Source organism: Pantoea sp. SM3, assembly GCF_000963995.1.
Taxonomy (GTDB): domain Bacteria; phylum Pseudomonadota; class Gammaproteobacteria; order Enterobacterales; family Enterobacteriaceae; genus Pantoea; species Pantoea rwandensis_B.
The window spans coordinates 160,905-179,650 of the sequence record NZ_JZRD01000017.1; the positions used below are offsets into that span (position 1 = coordinate 160,905).

The window sequence follows — 18,746 nt, forward strand, 5'->3', positions numbered from 1 at the left end:
AAGGTCGCTATTTATGGCGATCTGCAATCCGGCGCTGTCATGCGTACTTTACGAGTCATGATCTGAAAGGGCATTAAGTGGCGGCTTCCCTGCCGCCGATGAAATTACTCCGCACGCGCCGCAATAATCTCCTCGGCTACGTTGCGTGGTGCTTCAGCGTAATGCGCAAACTCCATACTGTAAGTGGCACGGCCCTGCGACATGGATCGCAGCGTGGTGGCGTAGCCAAACATCTCCGATAACGGCACTTCCGCACGGATGATACGAGCGCCAAAGCGTTCGTCCATGCCTTGCAGCGTACCGCGACGTGAGGACAGATCGCCCATCACGCCACCCGCATACTCTTCTGGCGTCTCCACTTCCACCTGCATCACCGGCTCAAGGATCACCGGGTCAGCCTGTTTTGCAGCGGCTTTGAAACCGAAAATCGCCGCCATACGGAATGCCATTTCCGAGGAGTCGACGTCATGATACGAACCAAAGGTCAGCGTAGCTTTAAGGTCTACCACCGGATAACCCGCCAGTACGCCGCTGTTCAGCGCTTCACGAATCCCCTTCTCCACCGAAGGAATAAACTCGCGTGGCACTACGCCGCCTTTGGTGGCATCTTCAAAGGCAAAACCGGCGCCTGCTGCCTGCGGCTCCAGCGTCAGCACCACATGACCATACTGACCTTTACCGCCTGACTGACGCACAAACTTGCCTTCCACATCGCGAACCGTCTTACGAATGGTTTCGCGATAGGTGACCTGTGGCCGACCAATGTTGGCTTCCACACCGAATTCACGCTTCATGCGATCAACGATGATCTCCAGATGCAACTCACCCATACCGGAGATAATTGTCTGCCCCGACTCTTCATCGGTGTGCAGGCGGAATGACGGATCTTCTGCGGCCAATCGCTGCAACGCCAGCCCCATTTTCTCCTGATCTGCCTTGGTTTTCGGCTCAATCGATAGCGAAATCACCGGGTCCGGGAACTCCATGCGTTCCAGCGTGATCACCGCATTGGGATCGCACAGCGTTTCGCCCGTCGTCACCTCTTTCAAACCGACACAGGCGGCTATATCACCCGCACGAATCTCCTCGATTTCGATGCGATCGTTAGCCTGCATCTGCACGATACGTCCGATGCGCTCCTTACGCCCTTTCACCGCATTCCACACGCTGTCGCCTTTGCGCAGCACGCCTGAATAGACGCGGACAAAGGTCAGTTGGCCCACATAGGGATCGCTCATCAGTTTGAAGGCCAGCGCCGAGAACGGTTCATCGTCATCAGCATGGCGTTCATCGTGTTCGCCTTTTTCGTTCACACCGGAAACCGGCGGCACGTCCAGCGGTGAAGGCATCAGCTCAATCACGGCATCAAGCATGCGCTGCACACCTTTGTTCTTGAACGCGCTACCACACAACATCGGCTGGATCTCGCCAATCAGCGTACGCTGGCGCAAGCCCGCGATGACCTCTTCTTCGCTGAGGTCACCTTGCTCCAGATAGCGATCCATCAACGCTTCACTGGCTTCCGCCGCAGCGGCCACCATATTCTCACGCCATTCGGCAGCCAGCGCCTGCAACTCATCAGGGATCGGCGCATAGCTGAACGTCATGCCCTGGCTGGCGTCATCCCAATAGATGGCGCGCATCTTGTTGAGATCCACCACGCCTGCGAAGTGCTCTTCCGCACCAATCGGAATCACAATCGGCACCGGGTTGGCATGCAGACGATCTTTCATCATCTGTACCACGCGGAAAAAGTCCGCGCCCTGGCGGTCCATTTTGTTAACGAAAGCAATGCGTGGCACATGATACTTGTTGGCCTGGCGCCACACGGTTTCCGATTGCGGCTGCACGCCACCTACAGCGTCATACACCATGACGGCGCCATCCAGCACGCGCATCGAGCGTTCTACTTCGATGGTGAAATCCACGTGTCCGGGCGTGTCGATGATGTTGATGCGGTGCGGCGTGAAGCTACCGTCCATTCCCGGCCAGTAACAACTCACCGCCGCCGAGGTGATGGTAATGCCACGCTCCTGCTCCTGTGCCATCCAGTCGGTGGTTGCCGCGCCATCGTGCACTTCACCTAACTTGTGGCTCATTCCGGTATAAAACAGGATGCGCTCCGTTGTGGTGGTTTTGCCGGCATCAATGTGCGCGGAGATGCCGATATTGCGATAACGTTCGATAGGTAGGGGTCGGGGCATGATGCGTCCTTAGTCTGTTCGACTGGAAAAGTGGGCGGGCACCATTGCCCGCCGCTGCGCAACAGCATAGACCTATTGTACGAGTAAATACGAACAGTTTGAGCCTTTTTTAGCCATCGAAAAAATCTTGCAATAGATTCAGCATTTACGGGCTGGCAAGCTTATCCCAGGCGATTTATGGTAAAGGTCTCACTCTCAACGGGAAATCTAACCATGCGCATTCTGGTTGTCGGCGCCGGAGCCACCGGCGGGTATTTCGGTGCACGTCTGGCGCAAGCAGGACGTGATGTGACTTTTCTGGTGCGCGAGCGCCGTTTTCAGCAACTGCAGCAAAACGGCCTGGTGCTAAAAACGCCGGGCGGCACAGAAGTGATTCAGCCACAGTTGGCGCAAACCGGCAAGCTTACAGGCCAGTTTGATCTGATCATTCTGACGGTGAAAAGCTTCGGGCTCGATCAGGCTATCGCGGATATCGCACCCGCCGTCGGGCCAGAAACCCTGATCATGCCAATCCTCAACGGCATGCGGCATATCGATACGCTGCGCGCACGCTTTGGCGACAAGGTGATTGGCGGCCTGTGCAAAATCAACGCCACGCTGGGTGAACAAGGTGAAGTGGTGCAGATGACGCCACTGCATATTCTCTACTACGGTGCACTCGATGGGCACAATGATGCACGTCTGCAACGTGTCGATGAGACGCTGAACATCGCGCAATTCGATACGGTCTTTGCTGACAACATCATCAGCGAATTGTGGGAGAAGTGGCTGCTGCTAAGCACCTTAGGGGCGGTGTGCTGCATCGCGCGGGGTAATACCCAGCAGGTGTTGCGGTCTCAAGGTGGTGAAGCCTTGTTGCAGGGAATTTTTACTGAAGTGCTTTCAGTGCTTGGTGCTGACGGCTATCAGGAACGGCCAGCAGTCACGGCAAAGATTTATGAGACGCTGAATAATCCTCAGGTGGCGATGACCTCTTCAATGTATCGCGATTTAACCCAGGGTTATGAGATTGAGGCGGATCAGGTGATTGGTGATCTGCTGGTGCGAGGCGCACGCAGTGGCGTGGTGACGCCGTTGTTGAATGCGGTGTATGTGAATTTGCAGGTGTATTTACAGAATCGCAGCGCATAGTTGCGCCACGTTAGCCGCTGCGGTTTTCGGGCCAGGTGCGCATAAAAGCGCACCTTTGCGCGGTTTGTAAGGTCGCTGTTGCTGGTGACCTGATGGTTAACATCCGTCGTACAACATGCACACCCTACGGGGATTGTTGGGCCACTGTGGGTGGTGGCCTGATGTTCAAAGACGTGACTGCACGCCTTTGAGTTGCATCAAGCGCTGCCAGCCTGCTTCAACTTCATCCGGGATATCCACATGCCCGAGGAAACCTTTGCCGCGCGGACCGTAGCCGTTTTCATCATCGCGCAGGCGCTGGATCTCACCCATCAGCAGGGAGAGAAAACGCTCCATCGACCACAATCCTTGCGGCGGCGCACCGATAATGCGCAGCATACCGGCATCCATCATCACCTGCGGAACAAAAACCGGCCAGCTGATAAATTCAGGCGCATCGGTGCGGTCGCTCCACTGGTAGCGGAAGGTTTCCCAGGTGCGTCGCTGCATCAGTGGATCCTGCACCAGCAGCACATGCTGCGGCTGCCACTTCTGCTCATCCAGCAGTTTTTGGCTGAAGGCGGCATTCTCACCACAGTTACGTGAGGCGGTTTCCAGCAGCAGCTGATCGTCCGGCAGTGCGGCAAAAACCCGCGCCATGTCGCCCAGCAACTCTGCTTCGCTTTTGCCTTGGGTAGAAATCTGACGATAAAGCGGATGATTAGCAATCATCTCCGCCAGTAGCACCGTGGAATGACCGATACCGCCGCTGATCATCAGAGGCAGCTGATACTTCTTCGCCAGCGCAATCACACCTTCAACGTTGGGCAGTACCGCGTGACCGGCAAGAATTGCCAAATCAACCTCGAGCGTGCCATCTGTCGGCATGTGGTCAAGCGCCAGCCAGGCCGCAAGCGTATTGATATCCTGAATCTGTTGGCTATTGAGCTGCATCGCGTTCTCCTCGCATTAACACTGGCAGTGTAGCGGCTTAACTCCGCGACAGCAGAGAAAAATTTGCTACACTCGCCGCTATCAGATTCAGGAGAGTTTATGACTGCGCGTTCCGTTACCCTCGATGATGTCGCTGCACTGGCGGGGGTTTCCTACCAGACCGTTTCCCGTGTGCTCAACCATTCCGTGCAGGTTTCGCCACGCACGCGCGCCAAAGTCGAAGCCGCGATGCAACAGCTGAACTATGTGCCCAACCGCGTGGCACAGCAGCTGGCAGGAAAAGCCACGCGCACGCTGGGGCTGGCAACCAGCGATCTGGCATTGATGGCCCCGGCACAGATTGCCTCTGCGATCCATGAACGTGCCGCCGCACAGGGTTACCATCTGGTGATCGCCATGGCGAATACGGCCGGAAATGCCCAGGACACGGTGAATGAACTGCTGGCGCAGCGCGTTGATGCGCTACTCATCAACCTGCCGCTCGATGCTGAACAGGCGGCGCAGGTGCAGCAGCAGTGCGGCAGTAAGCCTGTGCTGTTTCTCGATGTTGAACAACATGCTGCTGTCAGCCAGTGCCAGTATCAGAGTGAATCGGGTGCGCAGCAGGCAGTCGAGCATCTCGTCGCGCTGGGCCACCAGCAGATTGGCGTGCTGAATGGGCCTGAGAGTTCGGCTTCGGCGCGGGCGCGCTTCACTGCATGGCAACGGGCGTTATCGTCACACCAGTTGCAGCCGATATGCGTACTGCATGGCGACTGGAGCGCGGCATCCGGATATCAGGCGCTATTGCAGTTGCTGCCGGATCGCCTGCCACAGGCACTGCTGGTGGCGAACGATCAGATGGCGCTTGGGGCGATGCGTGCACTGCACCAACACGGCGTGAAGATTCCTGGAGAGATGTCGATTATTGGTTATGACGACACTGCCGAGAGCGCGTGGTATCAGCCGCCGCTCACCACCGTGCGTCAGGATTTGCAGCAGTTGGGTGCGGTATCTGTGGACCGCTTGTTAGCGGAACTGGCCGGAGAAGCGGTACAGCCTCTGCCGCTGGTAACCGAGCTGGTATTGCGCGAAACGACAGCTGCGCCGACGCAAGACGATGTGGATATGGCGGAGATCGCCGTTCAGTTGCAGGCATTAGCGCGACAATTAAAACCCAAAGCCTGATCAGGTTAAAGCAGCACAGGCTACTGCGCATGCCACGACAGGCAATGCGTGGCGGAAGCCGTTACGCTGCAAAAAATTTGGGACCTTACGGTCCCAACATTTTTACTGCGGCTTTGGTTCACCCATCGCTTTCAACTTCTTCGACAGCTCGCGACGCTCTTTCGACAAGTCAGCATTTTTGATGATGTACTCATCGACGCGGTCTTCATAGTCCACACGCATGGATGCAATGATTTCCTGAATCGCCTCAACGCTCATGCCTGGTTTGATGTACTCGCTCAGGTTGTCCAGCAGCAACACACGTTTCTGGTTATCACGGACTTTCTTCTCGTTATCCACGATTTCGCGCTGCAGTTTGTTTTTACGACGAAACATACGTACAAACTCCAGCACGTCCTGAAATGATTGCTTGGCATTTTCCATGTTGGCACCTTTCTTTGAGCCTGCCGCGGCAGGCGGAATAGTCATACACCCTAGATAGTTCAAGGCGCAGGAAGGCAGCAAATGTACACATCCCCGCGAGCTTACATCAGTAAGCGACCGGGGTGTGTGAATGTAGCTAACGCACCTGCGTCTTGAAGTATGACGGGTGAGCTACAGCTTAGCGGCTTGCTAGCTGAGTTCGCAATTTTCACAGCTAATTTCGGACTGGCACTTATCTTAGCGCAAAGAAAGGGTGATTCACATTAAGTCATTGCCTGAGAAAACTATTTGCGCAGTGCCAGACGGACCAGGTCCGTAATACGCTCCAGTTGACGCGCCTGTTCCAGACTCAACCACACGTAGCCATAGATCGCCGTGGTCTCTAAGCGCCCGCTGCGGTTGGCAATCAACTGCTCCAGCTCCTGGGTGATCTCTTCCAACTCATGGCTGTTGGCGATCACGCCTTCCGTCTCCCCTTTCACCATCAATGTGGCCAGCGCGTTCAACGTGTCTTCAGTCATTTTCTGACTGCGGCGCAGCGTCGGGGCATTGAGCAGCAACAGGTGACTCTCACGTGATGACCACCATGCATCAATTTGCATCTGCATCGTGTTAACCATATTACGGTTGATGGTCTGAATCGCTTCAAACACCGATTTAGGAATACGCGTCTCTTTGCTGGCCGGTTCCAGCAGCGCGCGCATCTTAATGACGCTGGTCAGCTGTTTCTGGAATGGTTTGTTTAGTCGGGGTTTTTCCAGCAGGTTAGCGGAAAAGCCGGTGTGATGCAGTTTCGCCATCGCCAGAAATGAATCGGACAGCTGAATCCGCCAGTGTGTGTAGGCGCGCTGAGCGAGAATCGCACTAAACAGCAGCGCCATAATCGAACCCAGGATCACATCGCCGCCACGCCACAGCGCCACGGTGAAGTCACCGGCCGGTGCACCCACCACCACGCCGAGCGTGATACCAATCAACAGCGCCATATAAGGGTGCTTACCCAGCGTCAGATAGCCGCAAATAATCATCACCACGAAGCACCATGACAACATCATCGGCAGTGAGATCAGCTCCAGTTTCAGAGCAATCAAACCCGATGCCAGCCCGGCAAAAGTGCCGCTGATACGTTGGATCACACGCGGAAACACATTCCCCCAGGTTGAGATCGGCCCCATCACCACCACCAGGGTGATCAGCGGCCAGGTTCCTTCCGGAATATCCGTCAAACGCACAAACAGAAAACAGAGCACGAAGGCAATAGCGATGCGCACGCCGTGCACAGCGCGATAGTGGCGGTAGAACCAGAACTCAATGGCAGAGATGGGTTTGTCGGCGCGTAACATGGTGGTCCGGAAACGATAAAAATTTGCGCGCTATGTTACCCTGGCACGGCACGAACATTGAGTGCTGCGCAGCACTATTTCCGCTCTTTTTTTACGATTCAACAAGTGCGCTACATCTTATTTTCTCTTATGAAACATTGAGGTAACGCACTGATGATATTAGTCGGCTGAACGCACTGGAATGTACATGTCCACCAGCCAGTCGCCACTGTCGGAGCCGTCGGAAAGGTAGTGTTCGAAGCAAGGGCGGTTATCCACCTGCCAGTCGGTCTGCGTCTTGAGGTGATCAAACAGGCTGTGCCAGCGGTGAAGAAATCGTTATTCATCACTTCCATGCGCGCATGAAAATATGGCCCGCCGGGTAGCAACCCTTGTTCGATGTCGTCGCCATAGGAGGGCACCGCATCGGCAGGCGCGGTGATCACCGTTTCAACCCGCAGTTCTTCCGGCGGCAAAACTTCAGGATTGCCGTAATAGATGGCCAGCCACTCGCCTGTCATGCCATGCTGCTCGACCCAGCTTTTAAGCTGGTTAAACCCACGCGGCACGGTTTCCTGCCAAGGTCCCTGTAGATGGTAGCCCAGCCAGCTTTGAGGATTGCGTTCAACGATAGATGCTTTCATACCTTTGCCTCCGTTCAGCAGCAGAAAGCTTCACTGTTTCACTCCCATGCTGTTGAGCCATGGGAGCGACTCAGCTATCCGCTGCGGATTACAATTTCTGTTTTACGTAGTCACTGATACGCGTGATGATGCCGGCTTTATCCACACCTTGTAAGGCATATAGTGGATAGCTCGCCAACTGCTTATCTTTATCCATCACCTGGATTTCACCCACCTGCTCACCGGCTTTCAGCGGTGCTTCCAGGTCTTTGCGCTCAATCACATATTTCGCCATGACGTTTGAAACTTCGGTGCGCGGCAGAGACAGATAAACATCCTGAGTGGTGCCGACATCCACTTTGTGCGGATTGCCGTACCAGACGTTTTCGGTGCCGATTTTCTTACCTGCATGGAACAGTTGCACGGTATCGAAGTTGTTCTGGCCCCACACCAGCAATTTACGCGCCTGCTCTTCACGCCCTTTCGAGCTCTTACCGCCCATGATCACCGCAATCAGGCGATGACGACCAACAATGTTCGACGCGATGATGTTGAAACCTGCCGTTTCAGTATGGCCTGTTTTCATGCCATCAACGTGAAGGTTTTGATCCCATAACAAACCGTTACGGTTATTTTGCGTGATCCCGTTCCAGCTCAGGGTTTTCTCCGCGTACATGGCGTAGAAATCCTGCTCACCATTGATGATGGCACGCGACAGCACCGCCAAATCACGCGCGGTGGTGTGCTGGCCGGGTGCATCCAGGCCGTGCACGGTTTCAAAATGGGTATGCGTCAGACCGAGTTTTTGTACGTAGTTGTTCATCATATTGACGAAGCTGTCCTGGCTGCCCGCCACATAATCCGCCAGCGCCACACAGGCGTCGTTGCCGGAGTCGATGATTACGCCACGCATAAGATCGCGTACCGTCACTTTATCGCCGGGCTTGAGGAACATCAGTGAGGAGCCTTTGAACACCGGATTACCTGCAGCCCAGGCATCCTTACCCACGGTGACCACATCGTCACGGGTGATTTTTTTCTGATCAACCGCGCGATCCACCACGTAGCCGGTCATCAGCTTGGTGAGGCTAGCCGGATTACGCTCTTCATCGGGATTGCCGGCAGTGAGGATCTGGCCCGTGGTGGCGTCCATTAACACCCACGAAGCCGCATCGATCGGCGGAGGTGTCATTGGGAATGGCATGCTGTCATCAGCGTGTGCCAGTGATGCCCAAACAATCATTCCAGATACAGTTACCAGCAGACGCCTTTTCAACACTTCTTCCTCAAATCAAAAAATGAATTTACCGCCGCACGTTTTACGGCAATTAACGCCAGGATAGTTGAATAAATTGAAAAAAAGTATGAACTGCGGACAAATGCTGTGCGCCTTCCCGCAGTGGCGGTAAACAAGGTTGTGCTGCCTGCTGCACACGACTATTCTGTGCGTTGATTTTCTATTGCCAGGATACTGCCGTGCCCGCCTCTGAGTTCACCTTCTTGTTCCACGATTACGAGACCTTCGGTAAGAGCCCCTCACTGGACCGTCCGGCGCAGTTTGCCGGGCTGCGCACCGATAAAGATTTCAACGCCGTAGGTGAACCGCAGGTGTTTTACTGCCAGCCCGCCGATGACTATCTGCCGCAGCCGGAAGCGGTGATGATCACCGGCATCACGCCACAGGTCGCTAAAGCGCGCGGCGTAACAGAAACGGCATTTGCTGAACGAATTCATGGGCTGTTTACCGAGCCACAAACCTGTGTGATTGGTTACAACAACGTGCGCTTCGATGATGAAGTGACGCGCAATATCTTCTATCGCAATTTCTTCGATCCTTACGGCTGGAGCTGGCAGAACGGCAACTCACGCTGGGATCTGCTGGATGTGATGCGCGCCTGTTATGCCCTGCGTCCGGAAGGCATTATCTGGCCGGAAAACGATGACGGTTTCCCCAGCTTTAAACTGGAACATCTCACCAAGGCCAACGGCGTGGCGCACGAACAGGCGCACGATGCGATGTCGGATGTGTATGCCACGCTGGCGATGGCGAAACTGGTGAAAGAGAAGCAGCCGAAGTTGTTCGAGTTTCTGTTTACCCATCGCAACAAGCAGAAACTGATGAACCTGATTGATATTCCGCAGATGAAGCCTTTGGTGCACGTCTCCGGCATGTTCGGTGCGGCACGTGGCAACACCAGTTGGGTCGTTCCGCTGGCATGGCATCCGGATAATCGTAATGCGCTGATTGTGGTGGATCTCGCGGGCGATATGTCGCCGCTGCTGGAACTGGATGCGGATGAACTGCGCGAGCGGTTGTACACCAAACAGAGTGAGTTGGGTGATCGAGTAGCAGTGCCGATTAAGCTGGTGCACATTAATAAATGCCCGGTGTTAGCCCCGGCGAATACCTTACGCCCTGAAGATGCTGCACGCCTGAATATAGATCGTGAGCGCTGTCTGGCGAACCTGGCGCTGCTGCGTCAGCATGCCGAAGTGCGCGAGAAAGCAGTGACGCTGTTTGCTGAAGCGGAGCCGTTCAAACCTTCCGATGATGTCGATGCGCAACTGTATGACGGCTTCTTTAGCGATGCGGATCGCGCGGCAATGAACATTGTGCGTCAGACGCCGCCGCAGAATCTACCGGCGCTGGATTTGACCTTCGACGATAAACGTATTGCGAAATTGCTGTTCCGCTATCGTGCGCGTAACTTCCCCGGCACGCTGGATGATCAAGAACAGCAGCGCTGGTTGCAACATCGCCGTGAAGCACTGAATGCCGATCGCGTGCAGGCGTTCCTGTTAGAGCTGGAGTCGTTAGCGAGCTTGCATGAGGATAATGCGGAGAAGATGGCGCAGCTGAAAGCGTTGTATTTGTATGCGCAGGAGTTGGTGTCTTAAAGTTTGCCAGGCGGGTATCAATGCGTTATCCGCCCAGTAAGTGCGCATAAATGCGTTATTCGAATCAGTGCATCATGCGACAGGTATGCATAAATGCTTCATTCGAATCGGTGCACCATTCGACCCGGTACGCATTTATGCGTACCGGGTTAAATACGCACTCATTGACTTAAGTAAGCGGCATTACGCCATTTATGACGACCGCTTAATACCTTAAATCATCCCCCACACCAGCCAGGTCAGTGCAAAGCCACTTAACCCCATCAATGTGGTGAGTACGGTCCAGGTCTTAAGGCCATCGGCGACTGACAGCCCCAGATAACGCGTTACCACCCAGAAACCAGCATCGTTAACGTGGGACAAGCCCAGGCCACCGAAGCACGCCGCCAGTGTGACCAGCACGCGCTGCATATCGGTCACATCGCCCACCGCCTGACTCAACAAGCCGCTGGTGGTCAAAATCGCCACCGTGGCAGAACCCTGAGACGCACGCAGTGCCAGTGACAAGATAAAAGCAGCGGGCACCAGAGGCAGATGCAGGGTTTCCAGCGTCACCGCCAGGGCTTTACCCACACCGGATTCCACCAGCACTTTACCGAATGCACCGCCCGCACCGGCCACCAGAATCACGCTGGCTGAACTGGGAATCGCGCGTCCAGTTAAGTCTTCCAGCTTCTCTTTACTCCAGCCGCGACGCACGCCCAGCAGCCATGCCGCCAGTGCCAGCGCAATCAGCAACGCAATCGGTGGATTGCCAATCACCGTCATCACATCACGCAGAATGCTGCCTTCCGCCAGCATGGTGTGCGCCAGCGTACCCAACACGATCAGCACAATGGGCACCACAATCAGACCTGCAATGGTCATCGCACCCGGTGGTGGCACTTCGCTTTTTGGCGTGCCTTCAGGTTTTGCCAGCTGCAACTGCTCAAGTACATCCACTGAGAGGTGGTATTGACGCAGGTTTATCGCTTTTGCCACATAGTAACCGACGATACCCACCGGGATTGAAATCAGGATGCCGAGCATCATTAACCAGCCCATGTCGGTATGCAGAATACCGGCTGCGGCGGCTGCGCCTGGGTGTGTCGGCAACGCTACGTGCACGGTCAACATCACGCCCGCCATCGGTAAACCGAATTTCAGCGGTGAGACGCGTGCCACTTTGGTAAAGCCGTAAATCAGCGGGATCACAATGATAAAGCCGACTTCAAAGAATACCGGAATACCCAGGATGAATGCCGCCATGGTCAAGGCTGCGACGGTACGTTTGATACCCAGCGACTTACTGAAGCGCTGCGCCAGTGATTCGGCACCGCCCGAGGCTTCAATCACTGCGCCGAGCATCGCCCCCAACACGATGATAATGGTGATATGACCCAGCAGGTTGCCCATGCCGCTAAAGATGGTTTCCATGATCTTATCAGCCGGAATCCCGGTACTGATGGCGACGATCAGACTGACAATCAGTAAAGCAACAAACGGATGGACTTTGGCTTTTATCACCAGCAGCAGCAATATCACAATGCTGGCTGTCGCAATAGCGAGCAGTAACGCGGTAGACATGATAAACCTCTAATTATATTAGTATATTTTGGGTACAGCTTTCTCTGGTATTGACGGATTCAGGCAGTTTTTCCCCGCACAGGGCGTAAAGGCCCTGCGCAGGTGGTACAACAAAAGTTATTTCGCGTACGGAGCGAACCAGCCGAGGCCCGCTTCGGTGCGACCGCGTGGGAAGTATTCGCAGCCGACCCAACCGTCGTAGCCCACTTCATCCAGCAGGTTAAACAGGTACGGATAGTTGATCTCGCCTTCGTCTGGTTCGTGACGATGCGGCGCAGAAGCGATTTGAATATGGCGATAACGCCCGGCGTACTCGCGAATCAGATGACTGAGGTTGCCGTCTACCAATTGCGCATGGAACAGATCCAACTGCGTAAACACGTTAGGACGATCGATCCGTTCCATCATCGCCAGCGTTTGATACTGGCTGGAGTAGAGGTAATTCGGTTTCGTCACCGGATTGAGCGCTTCCAGCAGCAGGCGAATACCGTGTGGCGCAAAACGCTCAGCGGCGTAGTGCATATTGCGCACGAAGGTCTCTTCGTATGCAGCGTGGTCGGCACCTTCGGGCACCGTTGCCGCCATCACATGCACCTGTGGGCAGTTGAGCGCCAGCGCATACTCCAGCGCACGATCGATATCGGCACGCGCCTCGTCTTCACGTCCTGGAATTGCCGACACGCCCCACTCACTCGCCTGCACGTTCCCGGCAGCCGTGTTGAACAGCACCAGCTCCAGTTGATGTTTCTCCAGCTCAGCGTTGATCACCTCAGCCGGATAGTCGTACGGGAACAGGAACTCCACCGCACGGAAACCGGCGTTAGCCGCTGCGGCAAATCGTTCAATAAACGGTAATTCGCCGAACTGCGTAGATAAATTAGCTGCAAACTTAGGCATCAGTAATTCCTCAATTCCGCCACTTCGCTATCGGTAAGATAACGAATTGAGCGGTCGCCGAGCGTGAACATCAGACGCGCGGTCTCTTCCAGTTCTTCAGTGTTATTGGCCGCTTCTCGCAACGATTTTCCGACCACCACCGGACCGTGATTGGCCAGCAGAAAAGCGTTGTAACGTGGCGCGAGCTGCGCAAGATCTTCGGCCAGGCGATCGTCACCCGGTTTGTAATACGGCACCACGGGCACATCGCCCACGCGCATCACCACATAGGGTGTGAACGGGCGAATGCAATTTTCGCTGTCGAGATCGTTGAGGCACGAAAGCGCGGTCAGATAGTGACTGTGCAGGTGCACCACCGCTTTGCAGGCGGGATTGTTCAGATAAAGCGCGCGGTGAAACGCCACTTCCTTAGAAGGCTTGTCACCCGAAATCCACTCGCCCTGCATCGTCACTTTTGACAGGCGGTCGGCCTGCAATTCGCCAAGGCAAGAGCCGGTGGGGGTCGCCAGCAGATTGCCATCTTCCAGCAACAGTGAAAGATTGCCGGCTGAACCGGTGGCGTATCCGCGCTGGAAGAAGGACGCGCCCAGTTGCACCATCTCTTCGCGTGCTTGTTGTTCGGTCATGCTGAAAACTCCGTTTGTGCGCGGGCAAAGAATTGTTCGTCACCAAAGTTGCCCGACTTCAGGGCCAGCGACAGCGGCTGCTGGATGTCGCGCACCCACGGCACCCCAGGGGAAATCATCGGGCCGATATGGAACGCCGTTACGCCCAGGCTCTGTGCGACCACGCCAGAGGTTTCGCCCCCGGCGACGATAAAGCGCTGCCAGCCGCGTGATTTCAGCTCACGGGTGACGGCGGCAAACAAGTGCTCAACCGCTTCGCTGCTGCGTGCTGCGCCATATTGCTGCTGGATTGCCTGCAATTGCTGTGCATCCGCGGTGGCAAACAGCAGTGGTGCCAAAGGCTGCTCGATATTCGCTGCCACCCAATCACACAGCTCCTGCGCGTAACCTTGCGCATCGTCGAGGCAGCGCTCAACCAACACCTCGTGCGATGGCGCTTGCTGGCGATAGGCCTGAACCTGACGATTGGTCATCTGCGAACAAGAGCCAGAAATCACCACTGCACGATCGCCTTGTGGACGACCCGCTTGCTCGGCATCGCTGTTTTGCTGTTGGGTGGCCCAAGCGCGTGCGATACCAATCGCCAGACCCGAACCGCCGGTGACCAGTACGGTCTCTTTCAGGGCTTCACCTTGTGTCAACAGATGCTGTTCGTTGAGTGCATCCAGCACCACATAGTTGATGCCCTGCGCTTTCAGCACATTCAGCTGTTCACGCACCGCGGCCGCGCCTTTATCGAGCTGTGCAGCATTGATCACCGCCGCCTGCCCTTTCGCCTGGCGTGTCATCAGACGCACCAGATTGCTATCGGTCATTGGTGTCACCGGATGATGACGCATGCCCGATTCAGACAGCAGCTGGTCGGCAACAAACAGATAGCCCTGATACACCGTGCGCCCATTCACTGGCAGCGCTGGGGAGATCACCGTCTGCGTTTCCCCCAGTGCGGCCAGCAGTGCATCGGTCACCGGGCCGATATTGCCGTGTTCGGTGCTGTCGAAGGTCGAGCAGTATTTGAAATAGAATCGATCGCAGCCTTGCTGTTGCAGCCAGGCGAGCGCCGCCAGTGACTGATCAATCGCCTGCTGCGCCGGGCAAGAGCGTGACTTCAGGCTAATGACAATCGCCTGCGCGCTCACATCGTCATGACTTTGCGGCACGCCGTTGAACTGAATCGTGGGCAAACCGTTTTGCACCAGGAAGCTGGCAATGTCCGTTGCACCGGTAAAGTCGTCTGCAATCACGCCTAAACGCATGGTTACTTCTCCTTTGACGCTGGCAGCGTGATGCCGCTGAAAATCTTGATGACTGCGCTGTCATCTTCGCGGCCGTGGCCTGCATTACTCGCTTCGGTAAACATGTTGAGTGCGGTGGAAGCCAGCGGCAGCGGGAAATGTAACGATTTTGCCGTATCTGCCACCAGGTTGAGATCTTTCACAAAGATATCGACGGCAGATTTTGGTGAGTAGTCACCGTCCACCACATGACGCATGCGGTTCTCAAACATCCACGAGTTGCCCGCAGCGTTGGTGACCACGTCGTACATGGTGTCGAGTGGGATGCCTGCGCGCGCAGCCAGCGCCATTGCTTCAGCGCCTACCGCAATATGAACACCCGCCAGCAACTGGTGAATGATTTTCACCGTTGATCCCAGACCAATTTCGCTGCCCACGCGATACACTTTGGCGGCAACCGCATCCAGTACCGGCTTCAGCAGGGCAAAGGCTTCATCGCTGCCGGACGCCATCACCGTCATCTCGCCGACCGCCGCTTTTGCTGCGCCGCCTGAGACCGGCGCATCCAGCATCAGCAGTTGATGTTGTGCCAGCTGCTGTTCAATCGCCTGTGCATCCTGTGAAGAAATGGTGGAAGAGACCATCACCACAGTACCCGGCTTGAGTTGTGCCGCCAGACCGGTTTCACCAAACAGAATCGCTTTGACCTGCGCGGCGTTGACCACCAGCAGCAGCACGGCATCTAACTCTGTGGCGAAGCTGGCAGCGGATGTCTGTGCATCGCGCGCACCCGCCTGACGCAGGGTTTCCAGCGCCTGCGGATTTAAATCAACGCCCCAGGTGTTCAATCCAGCGCGAATACAGGACTGCGCTGCGCCCATGCCCATGGAACCCAAACCAATGACGCCAATGTTATTCACGGTTGCTGACACAGCACACCTCCGTTGTTAATTTAAGTGATATTTTGTTCAATGGTGTTAATTCTGCCGCAGTTACTGGCGGAGAAACGTGCGGTAAATCACAAAAATTAACTTACACGCACAACGCATAACATCGATTCACACCCCAGCATCCCCACGGGAACGCCCAGTATGGCGGGGTATTTGCTAACATTTCTCTGGGATAATTTGTGCTGCAGGCTGTGAATTGATGCCTTACAATGTGAAAAATTGGTAATTCAGGGAGATCGATGTGATTCCGGTAGAACGTCATCAACAAATTTTAGCGCTGGTTGCCGAACGCGGCGTGGTGAGCATTGCCGAGCTAACCGAGCGCCTGGGCGTTTCACACATGACCATTCGTCGCGATGTGCAGAAGCTGGAAGAGCAAGGTGCCGTGCTGTCGGTATCGGGTGGCGTGCGCTCGGCCGATCGACTGGCGGCCGAGCCATCACATCTGGCGAAAACCAGCATGTACAGCAGTGAAAAGATGGCGATTGGTCAGTTTGCCGCGCGCCATATCCCTCGCAACAGCTGCATTTATCTCGATGCAGGCACCACGACGCTGGCGCTGGCCCGTGAGTTAGTCGAGCGCGACGATTTGCTGGTGGTCACCAATGATTTCGTGATCGCCCGTTTATTGATGGAGAGCAGCGGCTGCAAACTGATTCACACTGGCGGCACCGTATGCCGTGAGAATCGTTCCAGCGTGGGTGAAGCGGCGGCGAGAAGTCTGCGCATGCTGGCGATTGATATCGCGTTTATTTCTGCCTCCTGCTGGGGGCCACGCGGGTTGTTTACACCGGATGAAGATAAGGTGCCAGTCAAGCTGGCGGCCAGCGATGTCAGCAGTAAACGCGTGCTGCTGAGCGACAGTTCGAAATACAACAAGATTGCCACGCATCTGGCGTTGCCGCTGGAGCGCTTTGATACCCTGGTGACCGATACAGAATTGAGTAAAGCGGGACGTGAAACACTGAGTGCGGGGAGTTGGGAGTTGGTGCTGGCGGGTTGAGTGTGCCGGGATAAAAGCAAAAGGTCGCCAATATGGCGACCTTTTGCATACAACATGAAGTCTTTATCCGCTACGCATTGCGCAGCGAAAATTACACTTCTTCGCTGAACTGCGGAACCGGATTGCGGAAGGTGCGAGTAACAAACGCCAGGTAAATAATACCGACCGCTGCCCACACCAGGCCGAGTACCATCGAGGTCTCTTCCAGGTTGATCCACAAGGCACCCACTGTTAAAGCACCCATCACTGGCAACACCAGATAGTTGAGGTGATCTTTCAGCGTCTTGTTACGCTTTTCACGGATCCAGAACTGCGCAATCACTGACAGGTTGACGAAGGTGAATGCCACCAGCGCACCGAAGTTAATCAGCGCAGTCGCCGTGACCAGGTCGAAGTTAATCGCCAGCAGTGCCACAGCGCCGACCAACAGCACGTTCAGTGACGGCGTGCGGTATTTCGGATGCACGAAGCCAAAGAAACGCTGCGGGAACACGCCATCACGGCCCATCACATACATCAGACGAGAAACGCCTGCGTGTGCGGCCATACCAGACGCCAGCACGGTGACCACAGAGAAAATCAGGATGCCAATCTGCAGCGCTTTACCCGCTACAAACAGCATGATTTCAGGCTGTGAAGAGTCCGGATTCTGGAAACGCGAGATGTCCGGGAAGTACAACTGCAGGAAGTAAGACACACCGATAAAGATCACACCACCGATCAGCGCGGTCAGGAAAATCGCGCGCGGGATGGTACGTTCTGCATCTTTGGTCTCTTCTGACAGCGAACTGATGCCATCAAAGCCGAGGAACGAGAAGCACAGAATTGTCGCACCGGTAATCATCGGCACTACGTGAGCATTCTCAGACCAGAAAGGCTTGCTGCTGGTCAGGGTTCCAGCGCCAACACCGTGCGCCACACCGTAAACCACCATACCGGTAATCACCACCATCACGACCACTTGCAGCACGACGATCACGCTGTTGAAGTTAGCAACGGTTTTGATACCACGGAGGTTAGAGATGGTCATAAAGGCCACCAGCAACACCACGAAAATCCACGATGGAATGCCCGGCACCAGCGTCTCAAAGTAGCTTTTCGCCAGCAGGATGTTGATCATCGGCATGAACAAATAGTCCAGCAGTGATGACCAGCCCACCATAAAGCCGACGTGCGGACTGATAGCCTTCTGAGCATAGGTGTAAGCGGAGCCCGCAGATGGGAAGCGGCGTACCAGCTTGCCGTAGCTCACGGCAGTAAACAGTATCGCGATCAGCGCGAAAGCATAAGCGGTGGCGACGTGGCCGTCGGTCAATCCAGAGACGATACCGAAAGTATCAAACAGGGTCATTGGCTGCATATACGCCAGGCCCATCATGACAACCGGGATCAGAGTCAGGGATTTTTTCAGGTGTGCACGCTGTGGTGCGGAGGTGTTAAGCGACATTGTTCAGGCCCCCAACAGAGGTGATCTGCGGGATACTGCGCAACGTGCTGCAGTGAGAAGTGATATTAGTGTTTGCGATTGTCGCCGCGCCGTAATCATCACGAAAGCGAGAACCAGCTTGCGCTGGTGCAATTGTAAACAGCCCCATCTTTGTTTTCCTCAAATCTCACGCCCAAGCGTGTTGTCAGTATCTATCTATCCGGATGCGTGTCCGGCCTCGGTAATTTGTGTGTGTACTGCAATCTGCAAAAAAATAACCGACGTGATAAGCGTCGGCTATGTTTCGTATTTTGCAGGGGACGTATTCTGCCCCAACTTATG

General features: G+C 55.2%; 16 protein-coding genes and 1 pseudogene. 4 read left to right on the top strand and 13 right to left on the bottom strand.

From position 1 onward, the window contains the following. Window positions 1-104: 104 nt before the first annotated feature. Complete coding sequence (gene fusA / locus VI01_RS11530) at window positions 105-2,204, bottom strand: elongation factor G (protein ID WP_045815202.1); 2,100 nt, start codon at window positions 2,202-2,204, stop codon at window positions 105-107. Between the two features lie 213 nt (window positions 2,205-2,417). Here fusA and VI01_RS11535 point away from each other — a divergent pair, with 213 nt between their 5' ends. Further along, a complete protein-coding gene (locus tag VI01_RS11535) occupies window positions 2,418-3,335 on the top strand; it encodes a ketopantoate reductase family protein (protein ID WP_045815203.1) in 918 nt (305 codons plus the stop codon). 165 nt (window positions 3,336-3,500) lie between these two features. On the opposite strand, the gene VI01_RS11540 is transcribed toward VI01_RS11535, so the two are convergent. Beyond that, a complete protein-coding gene (locus VI01_RS11540; protein WP_045815204.1) occupies window positions 3,501-4,268 on the bottom strand; it encodes a YdcF family protein in 768 nt (255 codons plus the stop codon). 99 nt (window positions 4,269-4,367) lie between these two features. Here VI01_RS11540 and VI01_RS11545 point away from each other — a divergent pair, with 99 nt between their 5' ends. Further along, entirely contained in the window at window positions 4,368-5,435 is a 1,068-nt protein-coding gene (locus VI01_RS11545; RefSeq protein ID WP_045815205.1) for a LacI family DNA-binding transcriptional regulator, read from the top strand. 102 nt (window positions 5,436-5,537) lie between these two features. Here VI01_RS11545 and tmaR read toward each other — a convergent pair whose 3' ends face one another. From tmaR to dacD, 5 genes and pseudogenes are all read right to left on the bottom strand, one after another. After that, window positions 5,538-5,858, bottom strand: coding sequence for a PTS system regulator TmaR (tmaR, locus tag VI01_RS11550; protein WP_034824689.1), 321 nt, complete (start codon window positions 5,856-5,858; stop codon window positions 5,538-5,540). A 284-nt stretch (window positions 5,859-6,142) separates the two neighbouring features. After that, the gene (locus tag VI01_RS11555; RefSeq protein ID WP_034824691.1) at window positions 6,143-7,201 is read right to left on the bottom strand and encodes an FUSC family protein; all 1,059 of its coding nucleotides are present in this window, start codon (window positions 7,199-7,201) and stop codon (window positions 6,143-6,145) included. Between the two features lie 159 nt (window positions 7,202-7,360). Next, window positions 7,361-7,459, bottom strand: coding sequence for a hypothetical protein (locus VI01_RS25930; RefSeq protein WP_369801873.1), 99 nt, complete (start codon window positions 7,457-7,459; stop codon window positions 7,361-7,363). 149 nt (window positions 7,460-7,608) lie between these two features. Beyond that, window positions 7,609-7,824: pseudogene (locus VI01_RS25935) on the bottom strand (GyrI-like domain-containing protein); the annotation flags it as partial. An 88-nt stretch (window positions 7,825-7,912) separates the two neighbouring features. Further along, window positions 7,913-9,079, bottom strand: a complete 1,167-nt coding sequence (gene dacD, locus VI01_RS11565) for a serine-type D-Ala-D-Ala carboxypeptidase DacD (protein WP_197079587.1) — start codon at window positions 9,077-9,079, stop codon at window positions 7,913-7,915. A gap of 200 nt (window positions 9,080-9,279) precedes the next feature. Between dacD and sbcB the strand changes: the two genes are divergently transcribed. Further along, the gene (gene sbcB, locus VI01_RS11570; protein WP_045815207.1) at window positions 9,280-10,701 is read left to right on the top strand and encodes an exodeoxyribonuclease I; all 1,422 of its coding nucleotides are present in this window, start codon (window positions 9,280-9,282) and stop codon (window positions 10,699-10,701) included. A gap of 213 nt (window positions 10,702-10,914) precedes the next feature. Here sbcB and VI01_RS11575 read toward each other — a convergent pair whose 3' ends face one another. The 5 genes from VI01_RS11575 to ltnD all read right to left on the bottom strand — a co-directional run bounded on the left by VI01_RS11575 (window position 10,915) and on the right by ltnD (window position 15,957). Next, the gene (locus VI01_RS11575; protein WP_045815208.1) at window positions 10,915-12,267 is read right to left on the bottom strand and encodes a GntP family transporter; all 1,353 of its coding nucleotides are present in this window, start codon (window positions 12,265-12,267) and stop codon (window positions 10,915-10,917) included. 117 nt (window positions 12,268-12,384) lie between these two features. Then, the gene (locus VI01_RS11580) at window positions 12,385-13,164 is read right to left on the bottom strand and encodes an HPr family phosphocarrier protein (RefSeq protein ID WP_045815209.1); all 780 of its coding nucleotides are present in this window, start codon (window positions 13,162-13,164) and stop codon (window positions 12,385-12,387) included. Next, window positions 13,164-13,790, bottom strand: coding sequence for an aldolase (locus VI01_RS11585; RefSeq protein ID WP_038646045.1), 627 nt, complete (start codon window positions 13,788-13,790; stop codon window positions 13,164-13,166). The genes VI01_RS11580 and VI01_RS11585 overlap by 1 nt, the downstream gene beginning before the upstream one ends. Continuing rightward, window positions 13,787-15,046, bottom strand: coding sequence for a 3-oxo-tetronate kinase (gene otnK, locus VI01_RS11590; RefSeq protein WP_045815210.1), 1,260 nt, complete (start codon window positions 15,044-15,046; stop codon window positions 13,787-13,789). Before otnK ends, VI01_RS11585 begins: the two co-directional genes overlap by 4 nt. A gap of 2 nt (window positions 15,047-15,048) precedes the next feature. Beyond that, window positions 15,049-15,957 carry an L-threonate dehydrogenase gene (ltnD, locus tag VI01_RS11595; RefSeq protein ID WP_075564100.1) on the bottom strand — a complete coding sequence of 303 codons (909 nt, stop codon included), beginning with the start codon at window positions 15,955-15,957 and terminating at the stop codon, window positions 15,049-15,051. 259 nt (window positions 15,958-16,216) lie between these two features. Between ltnD and ygbI the strand changes: the two genes are divergently transcribed. Beyond that, entirely contained in the window at window positions 16,217-16,978 is a 762-nt protein-coding gene (gene ygbI / locus VI01_RS11600; RefSeq protein ID WP_045815211.1) for a DNA-binding transcriptional repressor YgbI, read from the top strand. A 91-nt stretch (window positions 16,979-17,069) separates the two neighbouring features. Here the strand turns inward: ygbI and VI01_RS11605 are convergent, their stop codons facing one another. Next, window positions 17,070-18,425 carry an APC family permease gene (locus VI01_RS11605; RefSeq protein ID WP_038646033.1) on the bottom strand — a complete coding sequence of 452 codons (1,356 nt, stop codon included), beginning with the start codon at window positions 18,423-18,425 and terminating at the stop codon, window positions 17,070-17,072. Window positions 18,426-18,746 lie beyond the last annotated feature (321 nt).